The 23333-nt window shown below is 54.7% G+C and carries 23 protein-coding genes, 1 pseudogene and 1 riboswitch; of the genes and pseudogenes, 16 read left to right on the top strand and 8 right to left on the bottom strand.

Features of this window, described 5'->3' with window-relative positions:
- Positions 1 to 101 precede the first annotated feature (101 nt).
- Positions 102 to 814, top strand: a pseudogene (locus tag NJ69_RS22525) (IS3 family transposase); the annotation flags it as partial.
- A 29-nt stretch (positions 815 to 843) separates the two neighbouring features.
- On the opposite strand, the gene NJ69_RS19125 reads toward NJ69_RS22525, so the two are convergent.
- Both NJ69_RS19125 and NJ69_RS19120 read right to left on the bottom strand, forming a co-directional pair.
- A complete protein-coding gene (locus NJ69_RS19125; RefSeq protein ID WP_039582333.1) occupies positions 844 to 1986 on the bottom strand; it encodes a flavin-containing monooxygenase in 1143 nt (380 codons plus the stop codon).
- A gap of 38 nt (positions 1987 to 2024) precedes the next feature.
- Positions 2025 to 2363 carry an ArsR/SmtB family transcription factor gene (locus NJ69_RS19120; protein WP_039582331.1) on the bottom strand — a complete coding sequence of 113 codons (339 nt, stop codon included), beginning with the start codon at positions 2361 to 2363 and terminating at the stop codon, positions 2025 to 2027.
- Positions 2364 to 2555: 192 nt separating this feature from the next.
- Here NJ69_RS19120 and nhaA point away from each other — a divergent pair, with 192 nt between their 5' ends.
- The 5 genes from nhaA to ppa all read left to right on the top strand — a co-directional run bounded on the left by nhaA (position 2556) and on the right by ppa (position 7508).
- Positions 2556 to 3914, top strand: coding sequence for a Na+/H+ antiporter NhaA (gene nhaA, locus NJ69_RS19115; protein ID WP_039582329.1), 1359 nt, complete (start codon positions 2556 to 2558; stop codon positions 3912 to 3914).
- Positions 3915 to 4280: 366 nt separating this feature from the next.
- A complete protein-coding gene (locus NJ69_RS19110; protein ID WP_039583316.1) occupies positions 4281 to 5768 on the top strand; it encodes a SulP family inorganic anion transporter in 1488 nt (495 codons plus the stop codon).
- A gap of 242 nt (positions 5769 to 6010) precedes the next feature.
- A riboswitch (Fluoride riboswitch) is annotated at positions 6011 to 6072 on the top strand.
- 141 nt (positions 6073 to 6213) lie between these two features.
- Complete coding sequence (crcB, locus tag NJ69_RS19105) at positions 6214 to 6597, top strand: fluoride efflux transporter CrcB (protein ID WP_014753597.1); 384 nt, start codon at positions 6214 to 6216, stop codon at positions 6595 to 6597.
- A gap of 10 nt (positions 6598 to 6607) precedes the next feature.
- Positions 6608 to 6931, top strand: a complete 324-nt coding sequence (locus tag NJ69_RS19100) for a DUF190 domain-containing protein (protein WP_039582328.1) — start codon at positions 6608 to 6610, stop codon at positions 6929 to 6931.
- A 34-nt stretch (positions 6932 to 6965) separates the two neighbouring features.
- Positions 6966 to 7508, top strand: coding sequence for an inorganic diphosphatase (gene ppa / locus NJ69_RS19095; RefSeq protein ID WP_039582326.1), 543 nt, complete (start codon positions 6966 to 6968; stop codon positions 7506 to 7508).
- Positions 7509 to 7808: 300 nt separating this feature from the next.
- Here ppa and NJ69_RS19090 read toward each other — a convergent pair whose 3' ends face one another.
- Positions 7809 to 8081: a hypothetical protein gene (locus tag NJ69_RS19090; protein ID WP_039582325.1), complete on the bottom strand. Its 273-nt coding sequence runs from the start codon at positions 8079 to 8081 to the stop codon at positions 7809 to 7811.
- A 242-nt stretch (positions 8082 to 8323) separates the two neighbouring features.
- Between NJ69_RS19090 and NJ69_RS19085 the strand changes: the two genes are divergently transcribed.
- The 8 genes from NJ69_RS19085 to arsJ are packed head-to-tail and all read left to right on the top strand — an operon-like array spanning position 8324 to position 14176.
- Complete coding sequence (locus NJ69_RS19085; protein WP_039582324.1) at positions 8324 to 8737, top strand: arsenate reductase ArsC; 414 nt, start codon at positions 8324 to 8326, stop codon at positions 8735 to 8737.
- 7 nt (positions 8738 to 8744) lie between these two features.
- Positions 8745 to 9101: a metalloregulator ArsR/SmtB family transcription factor gene (locus tag NJ69_RS22520; protein ID WP_080754779.1), complete on the top strand. Its 357-nt coding sequence runs from the start codon at positions 8745 to 8747 to the stop codon at positions 9099 to 9101.
- Between the two features lie 20 nt (positions 9102 to 9121).
- Complete coding sequence (locus NJ69_RS19080) at positions 9122 to 9598, top strand: arsenate reductase ArsC (protein ID WP_014753604.1); 477 nt, start codon at positions 9122 to 9124, stop codon at positions 9596 to 9598.
- 2 nt (positions 9599 to 9600) lie between these two features.
- Positions 9601 to 10668, top strand: coding sequence for an ACR3 family arsenite efflux transporter (arsB, locus tag NJ69_RS19075; protein ID WP_039582322.1), 1068 nt, complete (start codon positions 9601 to 9603; stop codon positions 10666 to 10668).
- Positions 10665 to 11381, top strand: coding sequence for an arsenical resistance protein ArsH (arsH, locus tag NJ69_RS19070; RefSeq protein WP_039582320.1), 717 nt, complete (start codon positions 10665 to 10667; stop codon positions 11379 to 11381). Before arsB ends, arsH begins: the two co-directional genes overlap by 4 nt.
- 12 nt (positions 11382 to 11393) lie before the next feature.
- A complete protein-coding gene (locus NJ69_RS19065; RefSeq protein ID WP_039582318.1) occupies positions 11394 to 11897 on the top strand; it encodes a cyclin-dependent kinase inhibitor 3 family protein in 504 nt (167 codons plus the stop codon).
- Between the two features lie 32 nt (positions 11898 to 11929).
- Positions 11930 to 12934, top strand: coding sequence for an ArsJ-associated glyceraldehyde-3-phosphate dehydrogenase (locus tag NJ69_RS19060; protein ID WP_039582316.1), 1005 nt, complete (start codon positions 11930 to 11932; stop codon positions 12932 to 12934).
- Positions 12935 to 12943: 9 nt separating this feature from the next.
- The gene (arsJ, locus tag NJ69_RS19055; protein WP_039583315.1) at positions 12944 to 14176 is read left to right on the top strand and encodes an organoarsenical effux MFS transporter ArsJ; all 1233 of its coding nucleotides are present in this window, start codon (positions 12944 to 12946) and stop codon (positions 14174 to 14176) included.
- Between the two features lie 23 nt (positions 14177 to 14199).
- Here the strand turns inward: arsJ and NJ69_RS19050 are convergent, their stop codons facing one another.
- The 5 genes from NJ69_RS19050 to NJ69_RS19030 all read right to left on the bottom strand — a co-directional run bounded on the left by NJ69_RS19050 (position 14200) and on the right by NJ69_RS19030 (position 20538).
- On the bottom strand, positions 14200 to 15276 hold the full coding sequence (locus NJ69_RS19050) for an ArsO family NAD(P)H-dependent flavin-containing monooxygenase (protein WP_039582315.1): 1077 nt from the start codon (positions 15274 to 15276) through the stop codon (positions 14200 to 14202).
- Between the two features lie 112 nt (positions 15277 to 15388).
- Complete coding sequence (locus tag NJ69_RS19045; RefSeq protein WP_039582314.1) at positions 15389 to 16036, bottom strand: hypothetical protein; 648 nt, start codon at positions 16034 to 16036, stop codon at positions 15389 to 15391.
- Positions 16037 to 16235: 199 nt separating this feature from the next.
- On the bottom strand, positions 16236 to 17579 hold the full coding sequence (locus NJ69_RS19040; RefSeq protein ID WP_052192157.1) for a hypothetical protein: 1344 nt from the start codon (positions 17577 to 17579) through the stop codon (positions 16236 to 16238).
- A gap of 2 nt (positions 17580 to 17581) precedes the next feature.
- Entirely contained in the window at positions 17582 to 19582 is a 2001-nt protein-coding gene (locus NJ69_RS22965) for a hypothetical protein (protein WP_039582313.1), read from the bottom strand.
- The gene (locus NJ69_RS19030; RefSeq protein ID WP_039582311.1) at positions 19579 to 20538 is read right to left on the bottom strand and encodes a hypothetical protein; all 960 of its coding nucleotides are present in this window, start codon (positions 20536 to 20538) and stop codon (positions 19579 to 19581) included. Before NJ69_RS19030 ends, NJ69_RS22965 begins: the two co-directional genes overlap by 4 nt.
- A gap of 621 nt (positions 20539 to 21159) precedes the next feature.
- Between NJ69_RS19030 and NJ69_RS22515 the strand changes: the two genes are divergently transcribed.
- Positions 21160 to 22803: a TnsD family Tn7-like transposition protein gene (locus NJ69_RS22515; protein WP_162889577.1), complete on the top strand. Its 1644-nt coding sequence runs from the start codon at positions 21160 to 21162 to the stop codon at positions 22801 to 22803.
- Positions 22804 to 22940: 137 nt separating this feature from the next.
- The gene (locus tag NJ69_RS19025) at positions 22941 to 23333 is read left to right on the top strand and encodes an antitoxin Xre-like helix-turn-helix domain-containing protein (RefSeq protein WP_039582310.1); all 393 of its coding nucleotides are present in this window, start codon (positions 22941 to 22943) and stop codon (positions 23331 to 23333) included.

The raw sequence follows: 23333 nt of genomic DNA, 5'->3' as shown, positions 1-23333 counted from the left end.
GCTGCATCGGTCACCAGCTTTCTAAACCTACAGGAAGTGTAGTGGTCTACTAACCCCGGACACCCATTTAGGCGAGAATGCTCGCCACAGAGAGGTGTCCGATGACCAAGCAACGCCGTACCTTTACCCCTGAGTTCAAGCGCGAAGCTGCCTGCCTGGTGCTCGATCAAGGCTACAGCCATGCCGAAGCGGCCCGTTCGCTCGGCTTGGTCGAGTCGGCCCTGCGCCGATGGGTTAATCAACTTCAACAGGAGCGCGGCGGCGTTACGCCGGCCAGCAAAGCGTTGACGCCAGAGCAGCAAAAAATCCAAGAGTTGGAAGCCCGGATCACGCGCCTTGAACGCGAGAAATCGATACTAAAAAAGGCTACCGCGCTCTTGATGTCGGAAGATCTCGAGCGTACGCGCTGATCCGCCAGCTCAGCGACCATGAGCCCGTTGATTGTTTGTGCGAAGTGTTCGAAGTCACTCGCTCAAGTTACTACGCACATCGTCACAGAAGGCGAACTCCGGACGTTGAACGACTACGGTTGCGCAGTCGAGTGAATGAGTTGTTCACGCGAGGTCGAAGTGCGCCCGGCAGCCGCACCATCATGGCAATGATGCAAGAAGAGGGTGAGCAAATCGGGCGGTTCAAGGTACGCAGCCTGATGCGTGAGCTGGCGTTGATCAGCAAGCAGCCAGGATCACATGCGTACAAAAAGGCCACAGTGGAGCGGCCAGATATACCGAATACCTTGAACCGAGCGTTTGATGTCGAAGCTCCAAATCAGGTCTGGTGTGGAGACATCACTTACGTCTGGCGAACTAAGTGGGCAGCGTGCCTAAGTAGTATTGTGGAGGTTCAGGACCGTTGGCATCTATGAAAAGCACACCCGTCTTGACGGCCGCTGGCTGAATTGCGCGCTCGATGAGCGAGTGTTTCCTTCGAACCAACCCGGTCCAGATGACGAAGCAACTGCGGCATGAGATAGCCCGCGTCAGCACCTACCCCCCTGAGGGTCGCCGATGCGAAGTTCCTTTGCTTGGGTAGCCCAACGAAGAACAAACCTGGCACCTGATCTGCCACTCCGTTTCGCTGCAGAACACGCCCTTGCTGGTCGGCGATAGGGAGCTGCTTCAGAAACTGCACGTTCGGCCGGAAGCCCGTAGCGAAGATCAACGCATCGATCTGGGAGGTGGTTTCGTCTGGCCAGACGACGCCGTCGGGCAACACCTGCTGGAACATCGCTCTGAGCTGGAAACGTCCGGTAACCAGGGCTTTCCGGTACTTACCGGTATCCAGGACAGGCGTGCTCTGGTCACTCAGCCACCGCGTGTGCTCCAGCCGGGTGAGCTTCATCCAGGTATGAAAGTCGAGCCCCAGGATCCGCTGTGGAAAGAAGCGGATTTTTTCGCGGGTCGCCAGCACTACGTGTGCAACGCCAGCAAGCTCGTAGGCAATTTGAATAGCCGAGTTCGCTGCCCCGACCACGACAACACGCTGGCCGGCAAAAGCCTCGGGCGCTCGATACGCCGAACTGTGCAGATAGTCCCCTGAAAAGCTTTCCAGCCCAGGAATATCAGGTATGTAGGGCCGGCTGAACCCGCCCGAGGCCACTACCACGGAGCGCGCAGTGAAGATTACTCCGTAGTCGCAGCGAACCTCAAATGCCTTGTCCTTCTGCACGACCTCCACCACTCGGGTGTCGCCCTCAAAAGGCAGATGAAACTCGGCGGTGTATGTCTCCAGGTATTGCACCACTTCGTCTCGCAACGGGTAGCCTTGGGGATCGCCGGGAAACACCATCCCCGGTAGCGCGGAGTACTCCGCTGGGGAGAACAGCTGCAGGCTGTCGTAGTAATTGCGCCAATTTCCGCCCGGAAGTGTCTGCTTATCCAAGATGACGAATTCCAAGCCGCGCTGCTGCAAATGCCAGCCCATCGCCAAACCCGCTTGCCCACCACCGATGACGACCACATCTACTGCGCGACTCAACTTGTTCATATATGCGCACTCATACATGTATTAGGGCAAAAACCTAGCTATGGGCAGCACAGCGAAACCAAGCCCTTGGTTCGCTGGAGCAAGCCCTCCAGGCGCTCGACGATTGCTCCACCATTCACCTCGTAGAACACCTGCCTGCCCACCTTGGTGGCCTTCACGATCTGGGCATCATGCAGTACCTGCAGGTGCCTGGAGATCACCGAGCGCTCCTGTGGCAGCTCTTTGGCAATTTCGCCGACATCCGCCCGGCCGAGCAGGAGCACTCGCTTGAACACCGCAACCCTAGATGGCTCGCAGAGCGCTTTGAAGAAGGCTTCGTCCAGCGACTCGATGGCGGCCTCGATGGCTTGGGTGCGGAGTTTCTGGCTGGTCGTCATGTCGACAATATATGTGCGCGTATATGCACATGTAAATCCCCTAAAGCTCGTGGCTAGTGCCTCAGACACCTGACTCAGAGTTCGAAGATGGAGCTTTTTATGTAAACTGCCACTCGGGTGCTAGCTGCATAAGGCAGTGAGGCAGGTTAAAAGCAACGCCGGTCGGGCCGCCGCGCGCGAGTAACTGTGCCGATGCATACACCTGAGCTTCCCCGTGCCCAGCAAATGGCCGAGCGCGCCTTTGCCAACCTAGAGCGTTTTCTACATATCGAAGCCGTCAGTGGCATAGTCCTTTTGGTCGTCGCCATTTGCGCGCTGATCTGGGCCAATTCCCCAGCGGCTGACAGCTACGAGGCCCTGTGGCATACCCCGTTGTCATTTGGTATCGGAACGTACGTCGTATCACAATCCCTGCACTTCTGGATCAACGACGGCCTGATGACCATCTTCTTCCTGGTGGTAGGGATGGAAATTCGCCGCGAGATCCATGAGGGGGCATTATCCAGCCTGCGTCAGGCCACTTTACCCATGGCTGCGGCGCTTGGTGGCGTTGCCGTGCCGGCACTGCTTTACCTCGTGTTCAATCACCAGGCCCCCCAGCAAAACGGTTGGGCGGTACCAACCGCCACAGACATCGCGTTCGCCGTCGGCGTACTGGCTCTGCTAGGCAAGTCGATTCCCTCGAACATACGTGTTTTCCTTCTGGCCCTAGCGATCATCGACGACATCATTGCCGTTCTGATCATTGCCTTCTTCTACTCGGGCGGCCTGGACTACTCAGGTTTTGCGGTCGCAGCGGTAGGCCTCGTGATGGTTATCGCGCTGCAGAAGATCGGGATTGGTTCGGCCTATGCGTATGTCATCCCGGGGGTCATCACCTGGATAGGGATACTGATGACAGGCGCCCACCCTACATTGGCTGGTGTGGTTCTCGGGATGATGACGCCAGTTGTCTCGATGCCCATGCGCGAACGCCCGCTGGAGGCCATTGCACGGTTCTCAGGTGAGCTCATCGGTCGTGCCAAGGCTCCGGAGCAAGATGCCAGCGACTTGATGGACCCACTCAAGCGACTGCGTCTGGCGCAGCGTGAGCTTGTGCCCCCGGTGGTACGTGTTCAAAGTGCGCTACATCCTTGGGTAGCGTACGCCATCATGCCGTTGTTTGCCCTAGCCAATGCGGGAGTGAACCTGGGAGGCATCGACCTGTCGAGCGAGGCGCCTCATTGGGTGATGCTGGGTATCGGTATTGCATTGGTGGCAGGCAAGCCGCTAGGGGTACTGAGCGTAAGCTGGCTGATGGTCCGCCTGGGCTGGTGCACACTGCCGGCGGGCGTTAGCTGGAGTGTGATTACCCTGATCGGCTTGTTGGCCGGTATCGGCTTCACCATGTCGATCTTCATTGCCACATTGGCGTTCGCTGATGCCAGCTTGCTAGGCGCGGCCAAGGTCGGAGTGCTATCCGGATCGGTGATTTCTGCTGTATTGGGCATTGCATGGGGAGTGCTAAAAGTGCGCCGGACGCACCCTGGAACGTCAGCAAAAGCGGCCTAAACCGCCTCCTCTCATACAAAACCTGCCAGAGACTAAAACTCTGGTAGGTTGCTTTGTCCAAGACCGCAAGCGGTCGTACATCCGGGCGCTTGAGGTTGATCCGCTTGGACAAAACCCTCTACCATACTGCCGGTCTATCTTCAGACAACCTCTAGGAAAAACCTTGATTCGTACTAACTGGCTGCCTACGCCGCCTTAGTTTCCCGCCCCCCCGCAACACCTGACCGCCTTCTAGCTGCGGTCGTACTCGGCTGCACCTGAGAATTTTTCGCAGCCAAAATCCTCTCACAACTCAATTGAAATGCACGCTCGTGCTTGCCTGACGGTCGCCGTCCGGGCTGCATGCGCCTTGCCTTGGGTGAATTCATGCTCGAAAAGCTTAAAGCCACATGGCTATCCAATATCCGTGCGGATGTACTTGCAGGCCTGGTTGTCGCACTTGCCCTGATTCCTGAAGCCATCGCCTTCTCCATCATCGCGGGCGTCGATCCGAAAGTAGGTCTCTACGCTTCATTCTGCATCTGCGTGGTCATTGCATTCGTCGGTGGCCGACCCGCCATGATCTCCGCTGCCACAGGTGCCATGGCGTTGCTCATGGTTAATCTGGTCAAAGATCACGGCCTGCAGTACCTGCTCGCTGCAACATTACTGTGCGGCGTTCTGCAGATCCTCGCCGGGTATCTGCGCCTGGGTGAGTTGATGCGCTTCGTCTCACGCTCCGTCGTAACCGGTTTCGTCAACGCGTTGGCCATTCTGATCTTTATGGCCCAGCTCCCCGAACTGACCAACGTGACCTGGTCGGTCTACGCCATGACTGCTGCCGGGCTCGGGATCATCTACCTCTTCCCGTACGTACCTGTTCTGGGCAAGCTGCTACCCTCGCCACTGGTTTGCATTCTGGTACTGACTTCGATCTCAATGTATGTCGGCCTGGATATCCGCACGGTGGGCGACATGGGCTCGTTGCCGGACAGCCTGCCAATCTTCCTGTGGCCCGAAGTCCCGCTGAACCTGCATACCTTGCTCATTATCCTGCCTTACTCGGCGGCGCTGGCTGTCGTTGGACTGCTGGAGTCGATGATGACCGCCACCATCGTGGATGATCTGACGGAAACGAACAGCGATAAGAACCGCGAATGCAAAGGACAAGGCATCGCGAACATCACCGCAGGGCTGCTTGGCGGTATGGCCGGCTGCGCGATGATCGGACAGTCGATGATCAACGTGAAATCGGGTGGTCGCACCCGTCTCTCCACATTGAGCGCCGGAGTGCTACTGCTGGCGATGATGCTGTTCCTCGGCGATTGGCTGGCCAGCATCCCAATGGCGGCACTGGTGGCGGTGATGATCATGGTGTCCATCAGCACCTTCAGTTGGCAATCCATCCGTAATCTGAAGCAGTACCCGCTATCGACCAATATCGTGATGGTTGTGACCGTGGTTGTCGTGGTTGCCACCCATAACCTGGCGTTTGGCGTCATCGCTGGCACGTTGCTCGCCGCCATGTTCTTCGCTAACAAGATCGCCCACTACCTCGACATTACTTCCAAGGCCGATCCGATGCACAAGCACCGGACCTACTATGTAGTCGGCCAGGTCTTCTTCGGCTCTGCGGAGCGATTCACCAGTGCTTTCGATCTGCGTGAGGAAGCGGATACCGTAACGATTGACCTGCGTGAAGCTCACTTCTGGGATATCACAGCAGTGGGCGCCCTGGACAAGGTTGTCTTGAAGCTGCGCCGCAATGGCACTGTAGTGGATGTGATCGGCATGAACCGGGCGACAACTACCCTGGTGGATCGTTTTGGTGTGCACGATAAACCCGATGGGATTGATACCTTGATGGGCCACTAGCATCCGGCAAAAGGCCATCTGAATCAGGAAGTTAAGGTGGCCAGCTAGGCGTGAGGTTGCACCCTCAGCAGGGGCAGGAGAAGACTTCAGGTGAAAGATCATCGCCTTGAAGCCCCTCCTGGCCCCGCGTTCCGGTATTCGGCTAGGTCGATGCAGGTTTAGATCAACATGACAAAGAGCCCTGGACGGGGTTACTGATCGGAGCGCGTGCTGGTTGAAGATTTCGATACGCTTGCTATAAGATCTTTTCAGGAGATGGCATTCCTCCTTTAAACCGCCTCGTGCTGATGATGCCTACGTGAACCCTGGACAGGGTGCGTAGGTGTGTCCCCTGTCCGCCAATTCAGGACAGAACCGTGACACAGAAATTTATTTCAGCCTTCTCTCGCAATCCCCTGTTGTTAGCACCTCCTCGGCTCTATCAGCCAAGAGGAGATACTCAGCCATGCTGAAATCACTGATTGTTATCGCTATCGGCGCATCACTTGGCGCCTGGTTGCGCTGGCTCCTTGGGATGAAGCTCAACGCGCTGTTCCCGACAATTCCCCCAGGTACGGTGGTAGCGAACATGGTCGGGGGGTACATCATTGGCCTAGCGATCGCGTTCTTGGCCGCGTCTCCCTCCCTAAGCCCTGAGTGGCGGCTGCTGATAATAACGGGTTTCTGTGGGGGACTTACCACCTTTTCCACCTTTTCAGCCGAAACAGTCGCTCTCATCCAAGAAGGCAGATTGCTGTGGGCTCTCGGCTCGATTTCTTTGCACGTAGTGGGCTCGTTGGCGATGACGGCTGCCGGGCTTCTGTCCTTTCAAATGATTGGCTCGCGTTGAGGAGATGACAATGAAAGGCTTTCTCGTGATTTTCTTTACCCAACAAAACCGTCGCTACCAAGGAAGGATGCTCGGTGACTGGATCGTTGATTTAGCCAAGGAAATGGGGCTGCGTGGCGCAACACTCTCTACAGGCATTGAGGGATTTGGGCATACAGGTCGACTTCACTCCTCACATTTTTTTGAATTGGCGGATCAGCCGACAGAGATCCGCATGGCCCTCACCGAGGACGAATCCGAAAGGTTGTTCAAGCGATTGGAGCTTGAGGAGATCTCCGTGTTTTACATCAAGTCCCCAATCGAAATGGGCACCGTTGGCAAAAAGGCCACCTAGCCTCTTCCTTCATTCGAACACTGGAGTTATGTAAATGAGCTATGCGGATATCCCTGCTGGAAATGCAATTCCCGATGACTTTTTCACCGTTATCGAGATACCTGCAAATCACTCTCCGATCAAGTACGAGGTGGACAAACAAAGCGGGCAGATCTTCGTTGATCGCTTCCTCAGTACGCCGATGTTCTATCCGGCCAACTACGGGTTTATACCGAACACGCTAAGCGATGACGGCGATCCCCTTGACGTATTGGTGGTCTGTCCCTATCCGGTCTCTCCTGGTGCTGTCATTCGCAGTCGTCCGGTTGGCGTGATGTACATGACAGACGAAGCAGGCGCCGATGCCAAAGTAATCGCTGTTCCTCACGACAAACTCAGCTCTATGTACAGCGCTGTCAAGGAAAGCGAAGATCTTCCCACACTTCTGCTTGCGCAAATCCAGCACTTTTTCGAAAACTACAAGGCGTTGGAGCCGGGTAAGTGGGTGAGGATGGAGCGCTGGGGTAACGCAGATGAGGCTAGGGAAGAAATACGTAAGTCAGTAGCTGCTTACACCACAAAAAAAGCTGATGCTTGAGAGGGAAATCTGGACTCAACGGATTAAGCGCTTCGGGTCGCGCCGGCTGAATCATTGTCAGACATCCCAAGGGCGGAAATTTTTCCATGACTTCTGCATTAATGACCTGAAATAAGGGTGGCTCGAAGCGTGCGCCTCACATAACCAGACTAGAAAATGGCGTCCATTTGAATTTGATCGGACGCCAGCGCATCACCTGATTTAGTCAGAAAGATGTGCTGCCCGAACGGCTACGAAAAAAGCCGCCCGAAGGCGGCCAAGGGGACTATATGGATGAAGCCTGAGTGTAGTCCTGATCCATCACTTTTTCAGTGTTTCGAGGTACTCCTTCAGGGTCTGCTCGTCCGCGGCTTTGACGGTCATCCCTTCAGGGCCGGTACCGATGTCAGTGAACTGCTTGACCGGCTCACCGCTGGCATTGAAGTCTTTGAGCTCCTGGGAATCCGCTCGGAACACCCACAGTCGCCCGTCTTCGACCTCGGTGACGAAACCGGGTTTGTCGTACTGACTGGCATTGGCAGCACCGGCAAAAAGGCCGAAGAGGACCAGAGCCGCGAGGGTCATTTTTTTCATTACGAATTCCTGTGTTGGGTTGGAATGGCCGCAACCTAAAGGGCCGTCGATGACGCTTTCATGACGTAGTCCAAATATACGTGTAACCAGATGTAACCCTTCGCCGCCTCATCTGCCCACCAAGAAATCCTCACACAGCTTCGCCAAAAGCAGTCCTTTAGGCTGCATGAAACATATTTTCTGTTTACGAAGCATGCGGAAAATCATATATTCGATTTTCCGAATAAACCCTGAGGTCCCCCATGGCCTTCAAGACCCGCGTGCTCTTTGTCTGTACCTCTAATGCCGCTCGCTCGCAGTTGGCGGAGGCCCTCCTTAGGCACACAGATACCGAGCATTTCGAAGCGTTTAGTGCCGGCACCCAGCCCACCTCAATTGACCCTCGTACGCTGGAGGCACTTGAGCATCTGAACGTGAACACCGATGGCTTGCGCAGCAAGGCCACTGGCGAATTCTCAGGTGAGCATTTCGATTACGTCATCACCTTGTGTGACAAATCGGCAGCGGAATGCATGACGTCGTTGAAAGCTGGCGAGGTCCTTTCTTGGCATTTCGAAGATCCCGCCACCAGCAGCGAGCCTGACGCTTTCCGACACACCCTTCATGAAATCCATGAACGCATCAAGATGTTCGTTCTGGTGAAAAACAAGCGCTGAGATAGCAATGACAGACCATCTAACCCCAACGACAGTCTTCAAATGCCTGGCAGATGAAACCCGCGTCCGAACCATGCTGCTCATCACCGAAGAAGGTGAGCTGTGCGTGTGTGAACTGACCTGTGCACTACAAGAAAGCCAGCCGAAAATTTCCCGCCACCTGGCTCAACTACGCACCTGCGGTCTACTGGCAGATCGTCGTCAAGGGCAGTGGGTGTACTACCGCCTGCACCCTAATCTCCCAGATTGGGTCGTCCAGATTTTGCAGAGCACGCTCACTGCAAATCGCCACTGGCTCAGCCCTGACGCCAAACGCCTTGAACAAATGGGTGACCGGCCTGAAAGGGCCGCTACCTGCTGCTGAATAACGCCAAGGATACGTCGATGAAAATTCTCTTTCTGTGCACTGCAAACAGCTGCCGTAGCATCCTTTCCGAAGCAGTCTTCAACGACATGGCACCGAAGGGTTTGAAGGCCTATAGCGCTGGGAGCCAGCCAAAGGGCGAAGTTCACCCCCTCAGCCTAAAGACTCTGACCAAAGCCGGCATTGGCACGGATGGTCTTTTCAGCAAGCCTACCGATGCTCACCAGTCGCTTGCCCCGGATTTTGTGATTACGGTCTGCGACAAAGCGGCCGGTGAAGCATGCCCGGTGTTCTTCGGGCCTGCGATCAAAGCCCACTGGGGGCTGGCAGACCCTTCCGACATGGAGGGGAGTACCGAACTGATCGAAGGCGCCTTCGACCATACCGTGGAAATCATTCGTAACCGCGTTCGGGCATTCCTCGCCCTGCGGTTCGAGCACATGAGTCCGGAGCAGTTGAAAGCAGAGCTGGCACTGATTGGCACGCTGGGAGCATGACCATGAGCAAGAGCCGCCTGTCCTTTCTGGATCGCTACCTTACCCTGTGGATTTTTCTGGCCATGGCCCTGGGTGTGGGCCTGGGCAGCTTCTTCAAAGGTTTTCCGACGTGGCTGAACAGCCTGTCCGTGGGCTCCACCAATATCCCCATTGCCATCGGCCTGATTGTGATGATGTACCCGCCGCTGGCCAAGGTGAAGTATGAGGAGCTTCCGCAAGTCTTCAGCGACAGACGCATCTTGGTGCTCTCGCTGGTCCAGAATTGGGTCATAGGACCCGTATTGATGTTTGCCCTGGCAATCATTTTCCTACGCGATCAACCCGAGTACATGACAGGTCTAATCCTGATCGGCCTGGCCCGCTGCATCGCCATGGTGCTGGTATGGAACCAGATCGCGGGTGGGAGCAACCAGTACGTCGCCGGACTCGTGGCGTTTAACAGCATCTTCCAGATCCTGTTCTTCAGCGTGTATGCGTGGATCTTCCTTGGCCTGCTACCACCGGCGTTTGGTCTTGAGGGTAGCATCATCAAGACCAGCTTCATCGAAATTGCTCAATCGGTGCTGATCTACCTGGGCATCCCGTTCCTGGCCGGCTTTCTGACCCGCAAGATCCTGATCAGTAGCAAGGGCGAGATCTGGTACCAGGAGCGCTTCATGCCGAAGATCAGTCCTCTGACGCTCGTGGCTTTGCTGCTGACTATCGTGGCCATGTTCAGCCTGAAGGGCGACATGGTACTGCAGCTGCCGCTGGATGTGCTGCGCATCGCCATCCCGCTGACCATCTACTTCGTGGTGATGTTCTTCATCAGCTTCTGGATGGGCAAGCTGCTGGAGGCCGACTACCCACGTACCACTGCGCTGGCGTTCACCGCAGCGAGCAACAACTTTGAACTGGCCATCGCCGTGGCCATTGCCACCTTCGGTCTTGCCTCACCGGTCGCCTTCGCCACCGTCATTGGGCCCTTGGTGGAAGTGCCGGTACTGATCTCACTGGTAGGCGTGGCCTTGTGGCTCAAACGCCGCTGGTTCGATCAGCCATCTGGAGACTTTTCTCGGAGTAAATCATGACCGAACACCACATCCCCAACATCGACAACGATCTGGTCTACCTGCCGACAGCTGACAAACTGGCAGTCGAGCAAAAGTCCATCCATAAGCCTCGCATTCTGCTGCTGTATGGATCGACCCGCGAACGCTCGTTCAGCCGCCTGCTGACGGAAGAAGCGGCACGCCTGCTGGAGCACTTCGGTGCCGAGACGCGGATCTTCAACCCGTCCGGCCTACCACTGGCCGATGACGCGCCTGATGACCACCCCATGGTCAAGAAGCTGCGCGATCTGGTGCTGTGGTCGGAAGGCATGGTCTGGTGCTCGCCAGAACGCCACGGCGCAATGACTGGCGTGTTCAAGACGCAGATCGACTGGATTCCGCTGAGCATGGGTGCCGTGCGCCCGACCCAAGGCAAAACCCTTGCGGTGATGCAGGTCTGCGGTGGCTCGCAGTCGTTCAATGTGGTCAACCAGCTGCGGGTCCTCGGCCGCTGGATGCGCATGTTTACCATCCCTAACCAGTCCTCCGTGCCAAAGGCCTATCTGGAATTCGACGAGAACGGCCGCATGAAGCCTTCTCCGTACTACGACCGAGTCGTCGACGTGATGGAGGAGCTGGTGAAGTTCACTCTGCTGCTTCGTGATCGCTCCGACTACCTGGTCGATCGCTACTCCGAGCGCAAGGAGTCGGCTGAAGAGCTTTCCAAACGCGTTAATCAACGATCCATTTGAGGCTTTCTGAGCATGCAACTGCACCCTTATTCCGTGCTGGCTAGTCCCGAGCTGATCGGCCAGCTGATCTTCACTCCGTGCCCTGGTACCAAGGACACCTCGGTATCTCAGGCGCTGGCAACGCTACGCGAAGCTGGGGCGAGCGCGCTGGTGACCCTGATGCCAAGTGAAGAACTGCTGCAGAACGAGATCGATCTGCTCCCCGAGGAGTGCCAACTGCTGGGCCTCGAATGGTTCCACCTGCCGGTCGAGGACGACGAAGCACCCGGTGAGCCGTTTGCTGCCGCCTGGAACACTCACCGGGACCGCCTGAAAGAGCTGGTGATGACCGGTAAGACGATCGCCATTCACTGCAAGGGCGGCTCTGGACGCACGGGCCTATTTGCGGCCTGCCTGATGATCGAGTGCGGCATTCCTGTGCAGGAAGCCGTTGCTCAGGTCCAGGCCCTGCGCCCACGTGCGATTCAGAACCCTGCACACGTTGAGTACATCAACCAGTTCTCCAACACCCTCTGACTTTTCTCTAATCGCGATGCGAGACCAAGAACATGGCTATCAAAGTAGGTATCAATGGGTTTGGCCGTATTGGTCGCTTGGCGCTTCGCGCGTCCTGGGACTGGCCGGAATTCGAGTTTGTGCAGATCAATGACCCGGCCGGTGACGCCGAGACCCATGCCCATCTGATCAACTTCGATTCGATCCACGGACGCTGGCACCGTGAAGCCCGCGCAGAAGGCGACTCGGTAGTGATCGAGGGCAAGCGCATCAAGGTCACTGCGAACAAGAGCATCGCAGACACCGACTGGTCGGGCTGCGACCTGGTCATCGAGGCCAGCGGCAAGATGAAGTCGGTAGCTGTGCTCCAGGCCTATCTGGATCAGGGCGTCAAACGTGTGGTCGTCTGCGCTCCAGTGAAGGAGAAAGGCGCACTGAACGTGGTGATGGGCGTCAACCAGCACCAGTTCGACCCGGCGCAGCACCGTATCGTCACCGCCGCTTCCTGCACCACTAACTGCCTGGCCCCGGTGGTCAAGGTGATTCACGAGAACCTTGGCATCCGCCATGGCTCGATCACCACCATTCACGACCTCACCAATACCCAGAGCATTCTGGATACACCGCACAAGGACCTGCGTCGCGCCCGAGCCTCGGGCATGAGCCTAATCCCGACCACCACGGGATCTGCCACCGCAATCGCCGAGATCTTCCCCGAGCTGCGCGGCAAGCTGAATGGTCACGCTGTACGTGTACCACTGGCCAACGCCTCGCTGACCGACTGCGTGTTCGAAGTGGAACGTGAGACAACGGCTGAAGAGGTCAACGCGCTGCTGAAAGCCGCAGCCGAAGGACCGCTGAAGGACATCCTGGGCTACGAAGAACGCCCCTTGGTGTCCATCGACTACCGCACAGATCCGCGGTCCTCAATCATCGATGCGCTGTCCACCCTCGTAGTCAACGGTACCCAAGTGAAGATCTACGCCTGGTACGACAACGAGTGGGGCTACGCCAACCGTGCGGTTGAACTGGCACGCCTGGTCGGCGCAGCGGAGTAAATGGCGATCATGAAGGCGTTGTCAGCCCTGTCTGCGGAAGTGCGTCAGTACCTGCTGGTTACCGGCAATTACTGGGCCTTCACCCTCACCGACGGCGCATTGCGCATGTTGGTGGTACTGCACTTCCATTCACTGGGCTACACGCCGCTGCAGATCGCGGCGCTGTTCCTGTTCTACGAAGTGTTCGGTGTGATCACCAACCTCGTGGGCGGCTACCTCGGCGCCCGCCTGGGGCTCAACCGCACCATGAACATCGGCCTTGGCATGCAGGTCGTCGCCCTGCTTATGCTCACGGTACCAGCAGCCTCGCTGACGGTGCCGTGGGTGATGGTCGCCCAGGCGCTCTCCGGCATCGCCAAGGACCTGAACAAGATGAGCGCCAAGAGCTCCATCAAGCTCCTGGTACCGGACAGCCAGCAAGGCACCCTCTACAAATGGGTGGCCATCCTGACGGGCTCGAAAAACGCGCTCAAAGGCGTGGGCTTCTTCCTAGGGGGAGGACTGCTTGCGCTGCTCGGTTTCAGCCAGGCGGTACTGGCTATGGCAGCGGTGCTGGCCCTGATCTGGATCGGCAGTCTGATGCTGCTGAAAAAAGACTTGGGCAAGGCCAAGGCCAAACCGAAGTTCCGTGACATGCTGTCCAAGAGTCGGGCGATCAACATTCTCTCGGCCGCACGGCTGTTTTTGTTCGGTGCGCGGGATGTCTGGTTCGTTGTGGCACTGCCGGTGTACCTGAGCTCTGAGTTTGGCTGGGACTTCTGGCTGGTCGGCGGTTTCTTGGCCGCGTGGGTCATCGGCTACGGCATCGTCCAGTCGTTTGCTCCCCATATCACCGGCAAGAAGCGCGGACATGTGCCCGATGGTCGAGCAGCCTTCATCTGGGCAATCGCCCTGGCCGGGCTACCTGCGCTCATTGCCCTGGGCCTGTCGGCAGGCTGGTCGGCGCAGGTAGTGCTGCTCGGTGGGTTGATGCTGTTCGGCGTGCTGTTCGCCGTGAACTCGTCGCTGCACAGCTACCTGATCGTCAGCTATGCCAAGGAAGACGGCGTGTCCTTGGATGTGGGCTTCTACTACATGTCCAACGCCCTCGGGCGCTTGGTCGGCACACTGCTGTCAGGTTGGGTGTTCCAAGCTTACGGGTTAGAGGCGTGTTTGTGGGTATCCAGCATCTTCGTATTGGCTGCCGCACTCATCTCGATCGCACTGCCCAGGCACAGTGAAATGGCACAACAGATACACTGATCCGTGAGGAAATGCGGAGGCCATCAGGCCTCCGCTTTCACCACAAACTGCTCGATTTCAGCTGCAGTACTGCGGGCAGTGCGGATCACCCCGATCAAGGTTGCTGATGCAGAACCTGTCCACTCGCCATAGCCCACCAGCCACAGTCTGGGCTCACTCACAGATCGGGTCCCTTCGACCTCTACACGTCCTTGCTCAGTAACAACCCCAAGGCTGACGAGGTGTCCCAAGGCGGGTTTGAACCCGGTGCACCAGATCACTGCATCCACTGCGGTTTCCGAGCCGTCTGCCCAGACCACACCGTCAGGGGTGAAACGAACGAAGGGTCTCACCGCGTGCAGAACGTCTCGCTCACGCGCCTCCACCACAGGCGGGACCATTACTACGTCGCCCAACCCGCCGACCGGCTGCTCAATGACACGCCCCTCCATCTGCGCTTTCCAGCGCTCTGTGGCCCGCTCGAACAGCACTCGGCCATCTACATCATCAGGTAGGAAAACTGGATCGGTAGGGGTTACCCAGGTCGCATCCGCTACTTTGGAAACCTCTGCGAGAATCTGAGCGCCGGAGTTGCCGCCGCCGACGACCAGCACGCGCTTGCCAGAGAAGGCCTGCGGTTCAACGTAAACAGCCGAATGCAGCTGTTGGCCACGGAACAGCTCAGCGCCGGGGTAGGCAGGTATGTTCGGATTGCTCCAAGTGCCTGTGGCACTGACCACAGCTTTGGCATCCCAATGGCCAGACTCTGAATGGACATGTAACGCGCCGGCTAAGCGCTCGACTGAGGTGACACGTACCGGCCGTTCAATCGGAAACTGATAGCGCGCCTCATACTGGGTGAGGTAGTCGATGACATGTTCGCGAGACGGATAGCCATCCTGAGCAGGCGGCATCATCCAACCGGGAATGGAGCTCCAGGTGGCTGGCGAGAACAGCCGCAGGGAATCCCAGCCGTGTCGCCAAGCACCACCGGCGCCCTGCTCGGCATCGAGGATGATGAACGAGAGATCTGTCCGGCGCAGGAAGTACGCCGTTGCCAGGGCGGCTTGTCCTCCGCCAATGATGACTACATCCCACAAGCGCTCTGCATGGGCTTTCATTTCACTCCCTCCGGACCATGGTCAGGCCCCATCTTCTCAGATGCTGCAGTAAGTGACTTAACGTAGATCCTCTGCTGCAACGGTCACCAGCATTCAAAACCTACACGCAGCGCTACACGGGCTTATTGTCTATTTCCAGACGACTGGCCAAAGGAGAAAGCGAGATAACGGCTCGCAAGGCCTCATGATTGGTATCAGACCATGCCTGATCCAGCAAATCGTTGAGCGCGCCCTGCGTTGGAATTGACTGAAGGGCTTGCGTTGTTGGGTCGCACACGAAGGCGTAGAGACCTTTCTCAATCGCCCTAGAGACCTGGCGGTGCCAATTAAAATTGCCGCCATCTGTCATCGTGTCCGCTGCTAGGACGATGTCGTAGTGCTGAACGATGTAGTTGAAAAACACCTGCTGTGAAATATCGCGGAGAGCTGGGGAATGACGGCTACTCGCCGATCGCCAGATTGAGTTGCGCGCAAGGAGTCGGCTACTGACTTCTGGGACACACACGAGCGTGACCTTGTCGTAAAAGGCCACTGACATCTCGATATCGTCGACCAGGGCAACTTCGAACTCATTCTTTGCCGGTCCCAGCCGACGGTCAACACGAACCAAACGATACCGAGGGTCAACCTTAAGACCTGCCAGCTCATTGATCTCGCGCACCCCGTCAGCCGCTGTGAGCAGCGTGTAGAAAGCAGAATTGTCAGCTGTGCGTGCAAGTAACGCTGAGAGAGCACTACGCTCTTGAGCTGCAAGGGACATGTCGGCGTCTCTGTGGGAGCTATCGTCAGTGACCTACAAGCTATCCGGTAGCCTTAGATTCCACAATCGTTCGAGCGGGATAGAGCCTGCTTTGCCTCAAAGATGCTCACCGGGGGGCCAGTTGATCAAGCAAAACCTCTGGGCTTGACCACCTGAAGACGGCAAATGGATAGCCACCCTATACTTAATAGAATTTTTCTCAGCGCGTTTGCTGCTTAGAAGGCTTCTGACCCCTGCTTTCATATTCGAAGAACAGTTTTTTCTGTTCCTCCTCACTCAGCTTTGCTGCAGGCGGCCTCCGAGAGCTTTTGCTAGGCCTTTTGTCACTAGGCTGTACAATTTGCGCCTTCGCGGTGCGCTCTGCCGCGTTGAGGGCAGAATCGAAGATCGTTTCGGCCACCTGTCTATCTCGCTCGGCAATGACCGACTGTGCAACGCTACTCGTATAAGCCGTCGGCAGATCAAACGGACACCACAAATCGGGGCGAGCCTTCTGCAATCGTCGTTCACCTAATGCCAAATTATGGAGAGCTTGGACATCGCCCGCGTTGGCGGAAAACTCCGCAGAACGAAAGGCGCTACCGAGGTCATCCATCTCAATCCAGGCCCGTCCAGATTTTCGACTTTCGATGTATGCCTGCTTCAATAGATGCACCGCGATCCGCTTAATCCCGAATGTGTATCGATGGAGCTCTGCGGCAAAATCTCCTCCTCGGGTGCGGATATGACCGCCGCTGACCCTGACGCACTCATTTGCATATGCCTTCCAGTCCTTACTGCCAACCTCATCGGGCAGCATGATCCGAGGTTCGGGGAGTAAACGCTGCTTGTCCTCATTGTTGCGTTTGAAGAGCTTATGCCCAAGACTGAAGTTAGATACGAAAACTGCTGGCGGGCCTATTCGCATCAATGTCAGCAGAATAGTAACGATCCTCGCTATACCTAAACCTAGGCTGATGTGCTGAGTTTCATCAAGTAAAAGCAACGAAACTATATCCCTGTATGCACGGCGCCGACACTCAAGCAGTAGCCTATCAAAATTACCACTTTTTCGATCTGAGCCTCCAAACAAAAACCATAAGAGCAAGCTCTTGCCGCTCTCCTTTCCTTCCGCACTTGCGTACCAGTAGGATTCTAGATTCAGTGCCCCGTCAAAGTATGGCGAATGAAACTGAGATGGAGCCGGCATTACTTTTTTCAAAGCATCAATTGTACGACTCTTACCCAATCCCGCCAAACCCGTTAGGCATATTGGTACAACTTCCGTTATGGGAGGAGTATAAATCTTCGCCTGATGCTCGGCCTCGCTTGAAAAAACATAGCAATGATGCATAAAAGCTCGACCAACCATTTCATGTATAAAATCGAGGGAAAATTGATTAGGTATGAACGATTGCTTTAATGCATCGGCAAGTATTGTTGCCGCCATGAATGGCTCCGCGCTAGCTAGCGCGGAAACGGGATCAGGCTTCACAGTAATCGCTTTCCGGACAAATTCATTATCCATGGCGAAAATGAAGCGTTCTTGCAGTGATCCGCTCATCTCTACTTCCCTCGGCTTCTATCGAAATCCGATTTATCACGCTTTGAAGCTGCGCTTTTTGACGGCCGTCCCTTTATGCGCTTAACTGCTTGCCAATCCTCTCCCGTTTCATGCTTGAAAGCATCCCGCTGGACCTGCTGCAACGCCGATCTCTGCTCCATTATTTTAGCTACCTCAGCGCGCCTAAGACCGTCAATCTCTTGTAGCTTACGCAAAGAGATATCTCTTTCCCCCCCAAGGGTCCTAATAGTGCGCACCATATCAAGCTCGTACAAAACACCGTTTAGATCAAGCCAAATATGGCGAACACACATGGTAAGCACGTAGACACTTATTTGAATCACAGAGTCTTTTGATACTCGGTCAAAAACGCCTGTAGCTTCTAGTTCGGGCGACCTATATTTTCGGCCATAAAAATACACGGCGTCTTGCTTGATGGTTGCAGGATGCTGAGCAAGGAAGGATCTAACGGCAGTTTCGAACTGCATTCCGATAGATGAATCACGCCCACGTCCACTCCAATAATTCCAAACCCCGATAGGTGTGGCCTTTACTCCTGCGAGAATGAGGGCCTCCTCCATTCTACGGGTAGCATCAGACCCTAGGTTGTCCTCCAGCACCTGCCTGATCTCCCGCCTGGCCATGGTGACGAAATTCAGTTTGCTTTGGACGACTACTGGCTGCTCCAGATCATTTTTATCGCGTGGATGCGATGACTCGACTGTCGATTTAGATTGACCCGAAAATACCGGCGTTAGCTCAAGCTCACCGAGCCAGTTAATCTGTGGCTCGACATCATAATTTGCACCGGGGCCTCTATCAAAGACGACGCTACCGGATAAGCCCTCGCAGGGCCAGTGTTCGGGCGCGATCTCAACGCCAAAAAGCTCACAGAATTTGACCTTATTCAAAGCCATGGAGAATAAACACATCCGATAGGACTCCATGTTTTCCCTACCTTCGGAAAATCCAATTCCGACGATGGCTCCTGATACACCGCAAACTGCACGAACGACGCAAAAGGAGTCAACTACACTTCCCTCAGTCAGGCCGCTTAGTTTTTCACTAATATAGTACCCATCGAACTCAGAAAGCTGATTAACATTAATCAATTTTTCTGAGAAACTTCCTTTATCACCTGCCCTAGCGCGCGCCTTGTTCGCACCTTTCTGCGCGACTTCACGCTTTCGCAAGCTGAAATTCTTTCTGATCCAATACTGAATCTGTGCTAGAGACGGAAAAGGAAGCCCCTCGGGATGAATAAACATATAGTTCCCAGACTTTTCAATCGCACGACACCCAAATTCATTGATAAGTATCTCACGACGAATTCTATGCCAAGTATGGGATGGTGATGTAAATCGTACATAACCCGAGCATATTTTCTTCTGCATTTCCAAATCGCAGGGATATCCTGCCTTCTTACCCAAAGGAGAAGGCCGTCCGAGTTTTACCGTGCGATTTGGTCCCGTCCTGTCCCACCCACCTATACAGTGAGTTCGTGGCATCAACGCCCACTTGTTACGCCCAAACGTGATGTAGGCGTAGAACCACAGACGTAGCCGCGCAGCATTCTGTCTAGGGATAGAGGCATTGGCGCAAGCATTGATCACGGCGTTTGGATTCTTGCTGATGAGAATTTTTTTGGTGTCGCGCACCAGGTCAGAAATCGCAAGGAAACGACGGTTAACCTTTTCGTCATAGGATTCCTTGGCAGAAACGCGACACTCCTCTAGGTGAGATATGGCTACACCTTCGATACGTTTCAGCCAGGGCGGATACTTATCTACCACTCCGGTTTCCAGAAGTACTCCGGTCTCTAGCGCTTCTTCGAATTGAGTTGAGGTTAAAGTTATCAGGATCGGAACAGGATTTTTCCCAATGATGAACTCTATTAGCCGAGCTCGGTTATGGCTTGGATCATTCACAAGAAAGTAGTAAGTAACACCTTTGCAGAGTTCCCCAAACCCTTCGGGTGCGATCAATTGAGCGCCAGTAATCATGAGACTTGCTCCGTAAAAAGCGAGTCGTATACCTGCATCAGATCACCTCCCTCTGTTTCCAGAGGGTGATCAATGAGGATTGGCTGGAAGAAATTTACCTTCAACCTTCCTTCCCAAATGTCTTGGTAAAACCGCGCCGTAAACTGTCTAGGAGCGCCCCAACGTTTACTAAATTTAGAAATCACCAGAAAGGCGGGCTCACCCTTGGCGATGAATTCTTTGACCTCTGCACTGAAATCGGACAGCAGCTCTATGGGGTGGGACAGCGACAAGCCATGCATCGGAAAAATCAGGCCAAGGTTGGCCTGTACGGTAGGAGCAATGCTGTCCAAAGACGCTTTCACCGTCCTGATGCCAGCACTTGCGTAGTAAGCCGCCTCCAGTTCAGCGCGTCCTTCCGCGTATTCTCGATCTTTCCGCTGCTGGGCCGGGGTCTTCAGACTGGAGATACGCCGCTCACCAAAAGCCGCGCCTTGATCCTTGACCGTCCAATTCACGGCGTAAGGGACGCCATTGGCACCCAGCAAATAGAGGAGTAGGTCGCCTTGATAAGGGAACGGCATCCTGCGCCAGACACCTCCAACCCGCACTGTTACTTCGAAATGCTTGAACCCGATTTCATTGGCGATTTCTACAGTGCCACGAACAGGCGCCGGGAACCTACCCTTCATAAACGGATGGCCACTCAGCGGGTGGCGAGCTTCATATGGCGAGAGCATTCGCTGCTCATGCATATCAAGCAAGCATGGAGAGTGCAGAGCCAGCTGAATGAAAACACGCTCAGGGTTGGACATTGCATGGATAGCACGATTGAGCTTTCGGCTGTTCAGACGCGAGATACGGGACTTTTTAGGGGCTTCTCGAGGAACCGCCAACGTTGAAGGAACGTACGGATCGCCCCACTGAAAGTCTCTTTGTCGACTCATGATGAGGTCGAATTGATGCTGCCTGTTCATGTCTTTCTTCCCTTTATGGTGGGGAAAGCAGCCGCAGCGCTGACTGGGGATAATTTGTCAGGACTGCAGCAAACCCTTGCCGGCCGGGCATCCGCCAGCACCTTGCGCTGTGGATAACGCCAACTTTCTTGTGGATGAACGAAGTCGTGCGGGACTTGACGTCCCACATGCAAGGGATAGACAATGGAAGGGTCAGGCTTCCAAAACTGACTTATCCACAGAGACCCCAGGTCGCACTGGGGTCTTTGTCTACCTGACTTCTATTAGCTCTCTTGGCTAGCTTTTAGATGTCATGTGATCTCCTACCATTCAAAAAAGTAGCGGTTGCGTTGAACGCCAGCCCTGATGCAGGCCGTTGTACCGCGTCTGCACAACTGGCAATAGTACCGCTGCATTTTCCCACCTGACAATAAAAAGTTGGCAACTGGATTAAGTTAATTAGTGCACGCACGCCCTCTTTTTTACCTTGCCTAAATACGAGACCGGAGCAGACCTTAATATACAATTCTGAGAATTATATATTGAGATAAACGATTATCATTCCCAAACACTTCTTGCGTAACGCAACACCACCTACTATGATAATCGGCAAAATTAATGTATTGAGCGATGGTGAAAGCCATGGTGCGACTTGCATTAAACTGGCTCGAAGACGAAACCTTCTTCAGCATCTGCAGCAGGCAGCATGTGTACCTTTGCAGCATTGACTCAGCCGCTACTAGCGAGTGGCTATTCGGCACTACTAAAAAGTATGTTCACGATTTTAATTATAATTTAGGCGCTTTGAATAAACTTACTACTCATTGGGGTACTCCTGAATCCATCATAAACGAGCACACCATTGCTCCATTTTTCTTCTCCTTTCAATCTAAGAAAAATGTGCTTGCTGCAAAGGAAGCACTTTTAGGCCCGAGATTGGGATCACTGAAGTACCGTCTGGGTTTGCTAACAAACCGCTTCGGTGCGGAACACCCCTTAAAAGCTTGTATTGCATGTATGGTATGCGACCGTATACGTGTCGGCGTGGCCTACTGGCATCTATCTCATCAGTATCCAGGGGTGACAATTTGCCCTGTGCACGGTTTGTATCTCCGAGAAAGTACAAAGAATAGACAGTGGTCAGGTCAATTCGAGTGGTTACTGCCCGAAGAAGAAGATCTCCTACCTGTCCCTCGAGTTGAAACGACAGCCACGACCCGGAAAGTGCTGGAAGATCTTGTCGATGCAATCATCGGCTTATCAAGTTTCGGATGCCAGAGGGTTTTTGATCCAAGCGCTGTCAACGCTGTGTATAGGACAGCGTTGGCTCAGTACGGTGAACGCAGGTCTGGACAGGAGGCAGCCGCCAGTGCGCTTTGGCTCCACATCAGTGGACTTCAGGCCTACCAACCCTTTAGCTGCATGCCCAGAAGCCCCGATGAGGCCGTCACATTTTTGAGGGGGCTTGTGCGCAGTCCAAGGGGGCACGTCCACCCCTTGAAGCACCTCACGCTCATTACTTGGCTGTTTGGATCTGTCGCTGCTTTCATCAAGTTACACGATCAGATAGTCAATTCTTACACGCCATCAAAAAAAGTTTCGCCAGGCCTTGTCAGTCCAGTTAACCGTGTCAAAGAGATAAATTCCTCCTCAGATGAAATATTCAAAGCCGCTAGGCGACCAAAGATTCTAAAGAAAGATATCAGAGCTGCTATCTTACTCAGGCTTTCTCAGGGTCAATCAAAATATAGCCTGTGTGAGGATTTCGGCATAACGATTTCGACTATAAACAAATTGATGCGATCAGAGCCATCAGTAGCCAATGCGTGGAAAGAAAAAACAATATCTAACGAAAAATTTAAAAGAAGGTCGATCTGGGAAAACACCGTAAAGACATTCTCGAAAGATAGCGCAAAGCAAATTAGATGCCGCCTCCCAGCAGTGTATGTCTGGCTTTACCGAAACGACAGGGAATGGCTGACCAGTAGGCTTAGAGGGCTTCCAAACGGACGAATCGGAAATCACTCTGCCGTTGATTGGAGCAAACGTGATCTGCATTTGCTAGAAGCGCTAAAATCGACTGCTGACAACTTGCTGAAGTCTCATGAGCTTCCATTGAAAAAAAAGCAAATTTATTTGGCGCTTCCAAGGCTGGTCAGCGCTCTGCAAAAAAGACAAGCCTACGGGCTAACCCGATCTTTTCTCCAAGAGATCACCACGTCAGTTCAAAAAGGCAGTGGGAGTGCTTCAGCTGGAGGCAGCACTGAAGCCATCCAGTCCTCATGATCTTCCGCAGCCATTTCCAGATGGCCTGGACTGGTGAGAAGATGGGCGAGAAGCTTGTGGTGAGGAAACCGGTCCTCATGATCAGCTAGTCAAGCAGCGGTTTGGGCTGTAGATACGCGGTGATGGAGAGATTTCAAATGACGGGCGCCAATGCTGAGCTCACTCAAAATCAGTTGGCCGTAGGGTTAAGGGCAGCCCTGCGAATTCTTGATGGATGGAACGCGACCACCGAGCAGGTCGGAAGCATTCTTCGCCTATCCACCGCGACCCGCCAGAAGATCTCACGGGATTCCAGCGCCAGCGTACGCCTTGATCTGGATCAGCAGCAGCGAATCAGCTTGGTGCTCAACATTCATGCCGCGTTGCGAACGGTCTTTGCAAATCAAGAAAACGTTCAAGGGTTCCCAAACCTGGATAATGCCAATGATTTCTTCGAAGGACGTTCTCCCCTGGAGGTGATGGCCCAAGGGGACATGATCTCGCTTTATGAGACCTACAGACGAATTGAACATCTGCAACAGTCGAGCTGA

The organism is Pseudomonas parafulva (assembly GCF_000800255.1).
Taxonomy (GTDB): Bacteria; Pseudomonadota; Gammaproteobacteria; order Pseudomonadales; family Pseudomonadaceae; genus Aquipseudomonas; species Aquipseudomonas boreofloridensis.
Note: the sequence above shows the minus strand (reverse complement) of the source record. Positions and strands in the feature narration are given on the sequence as shown.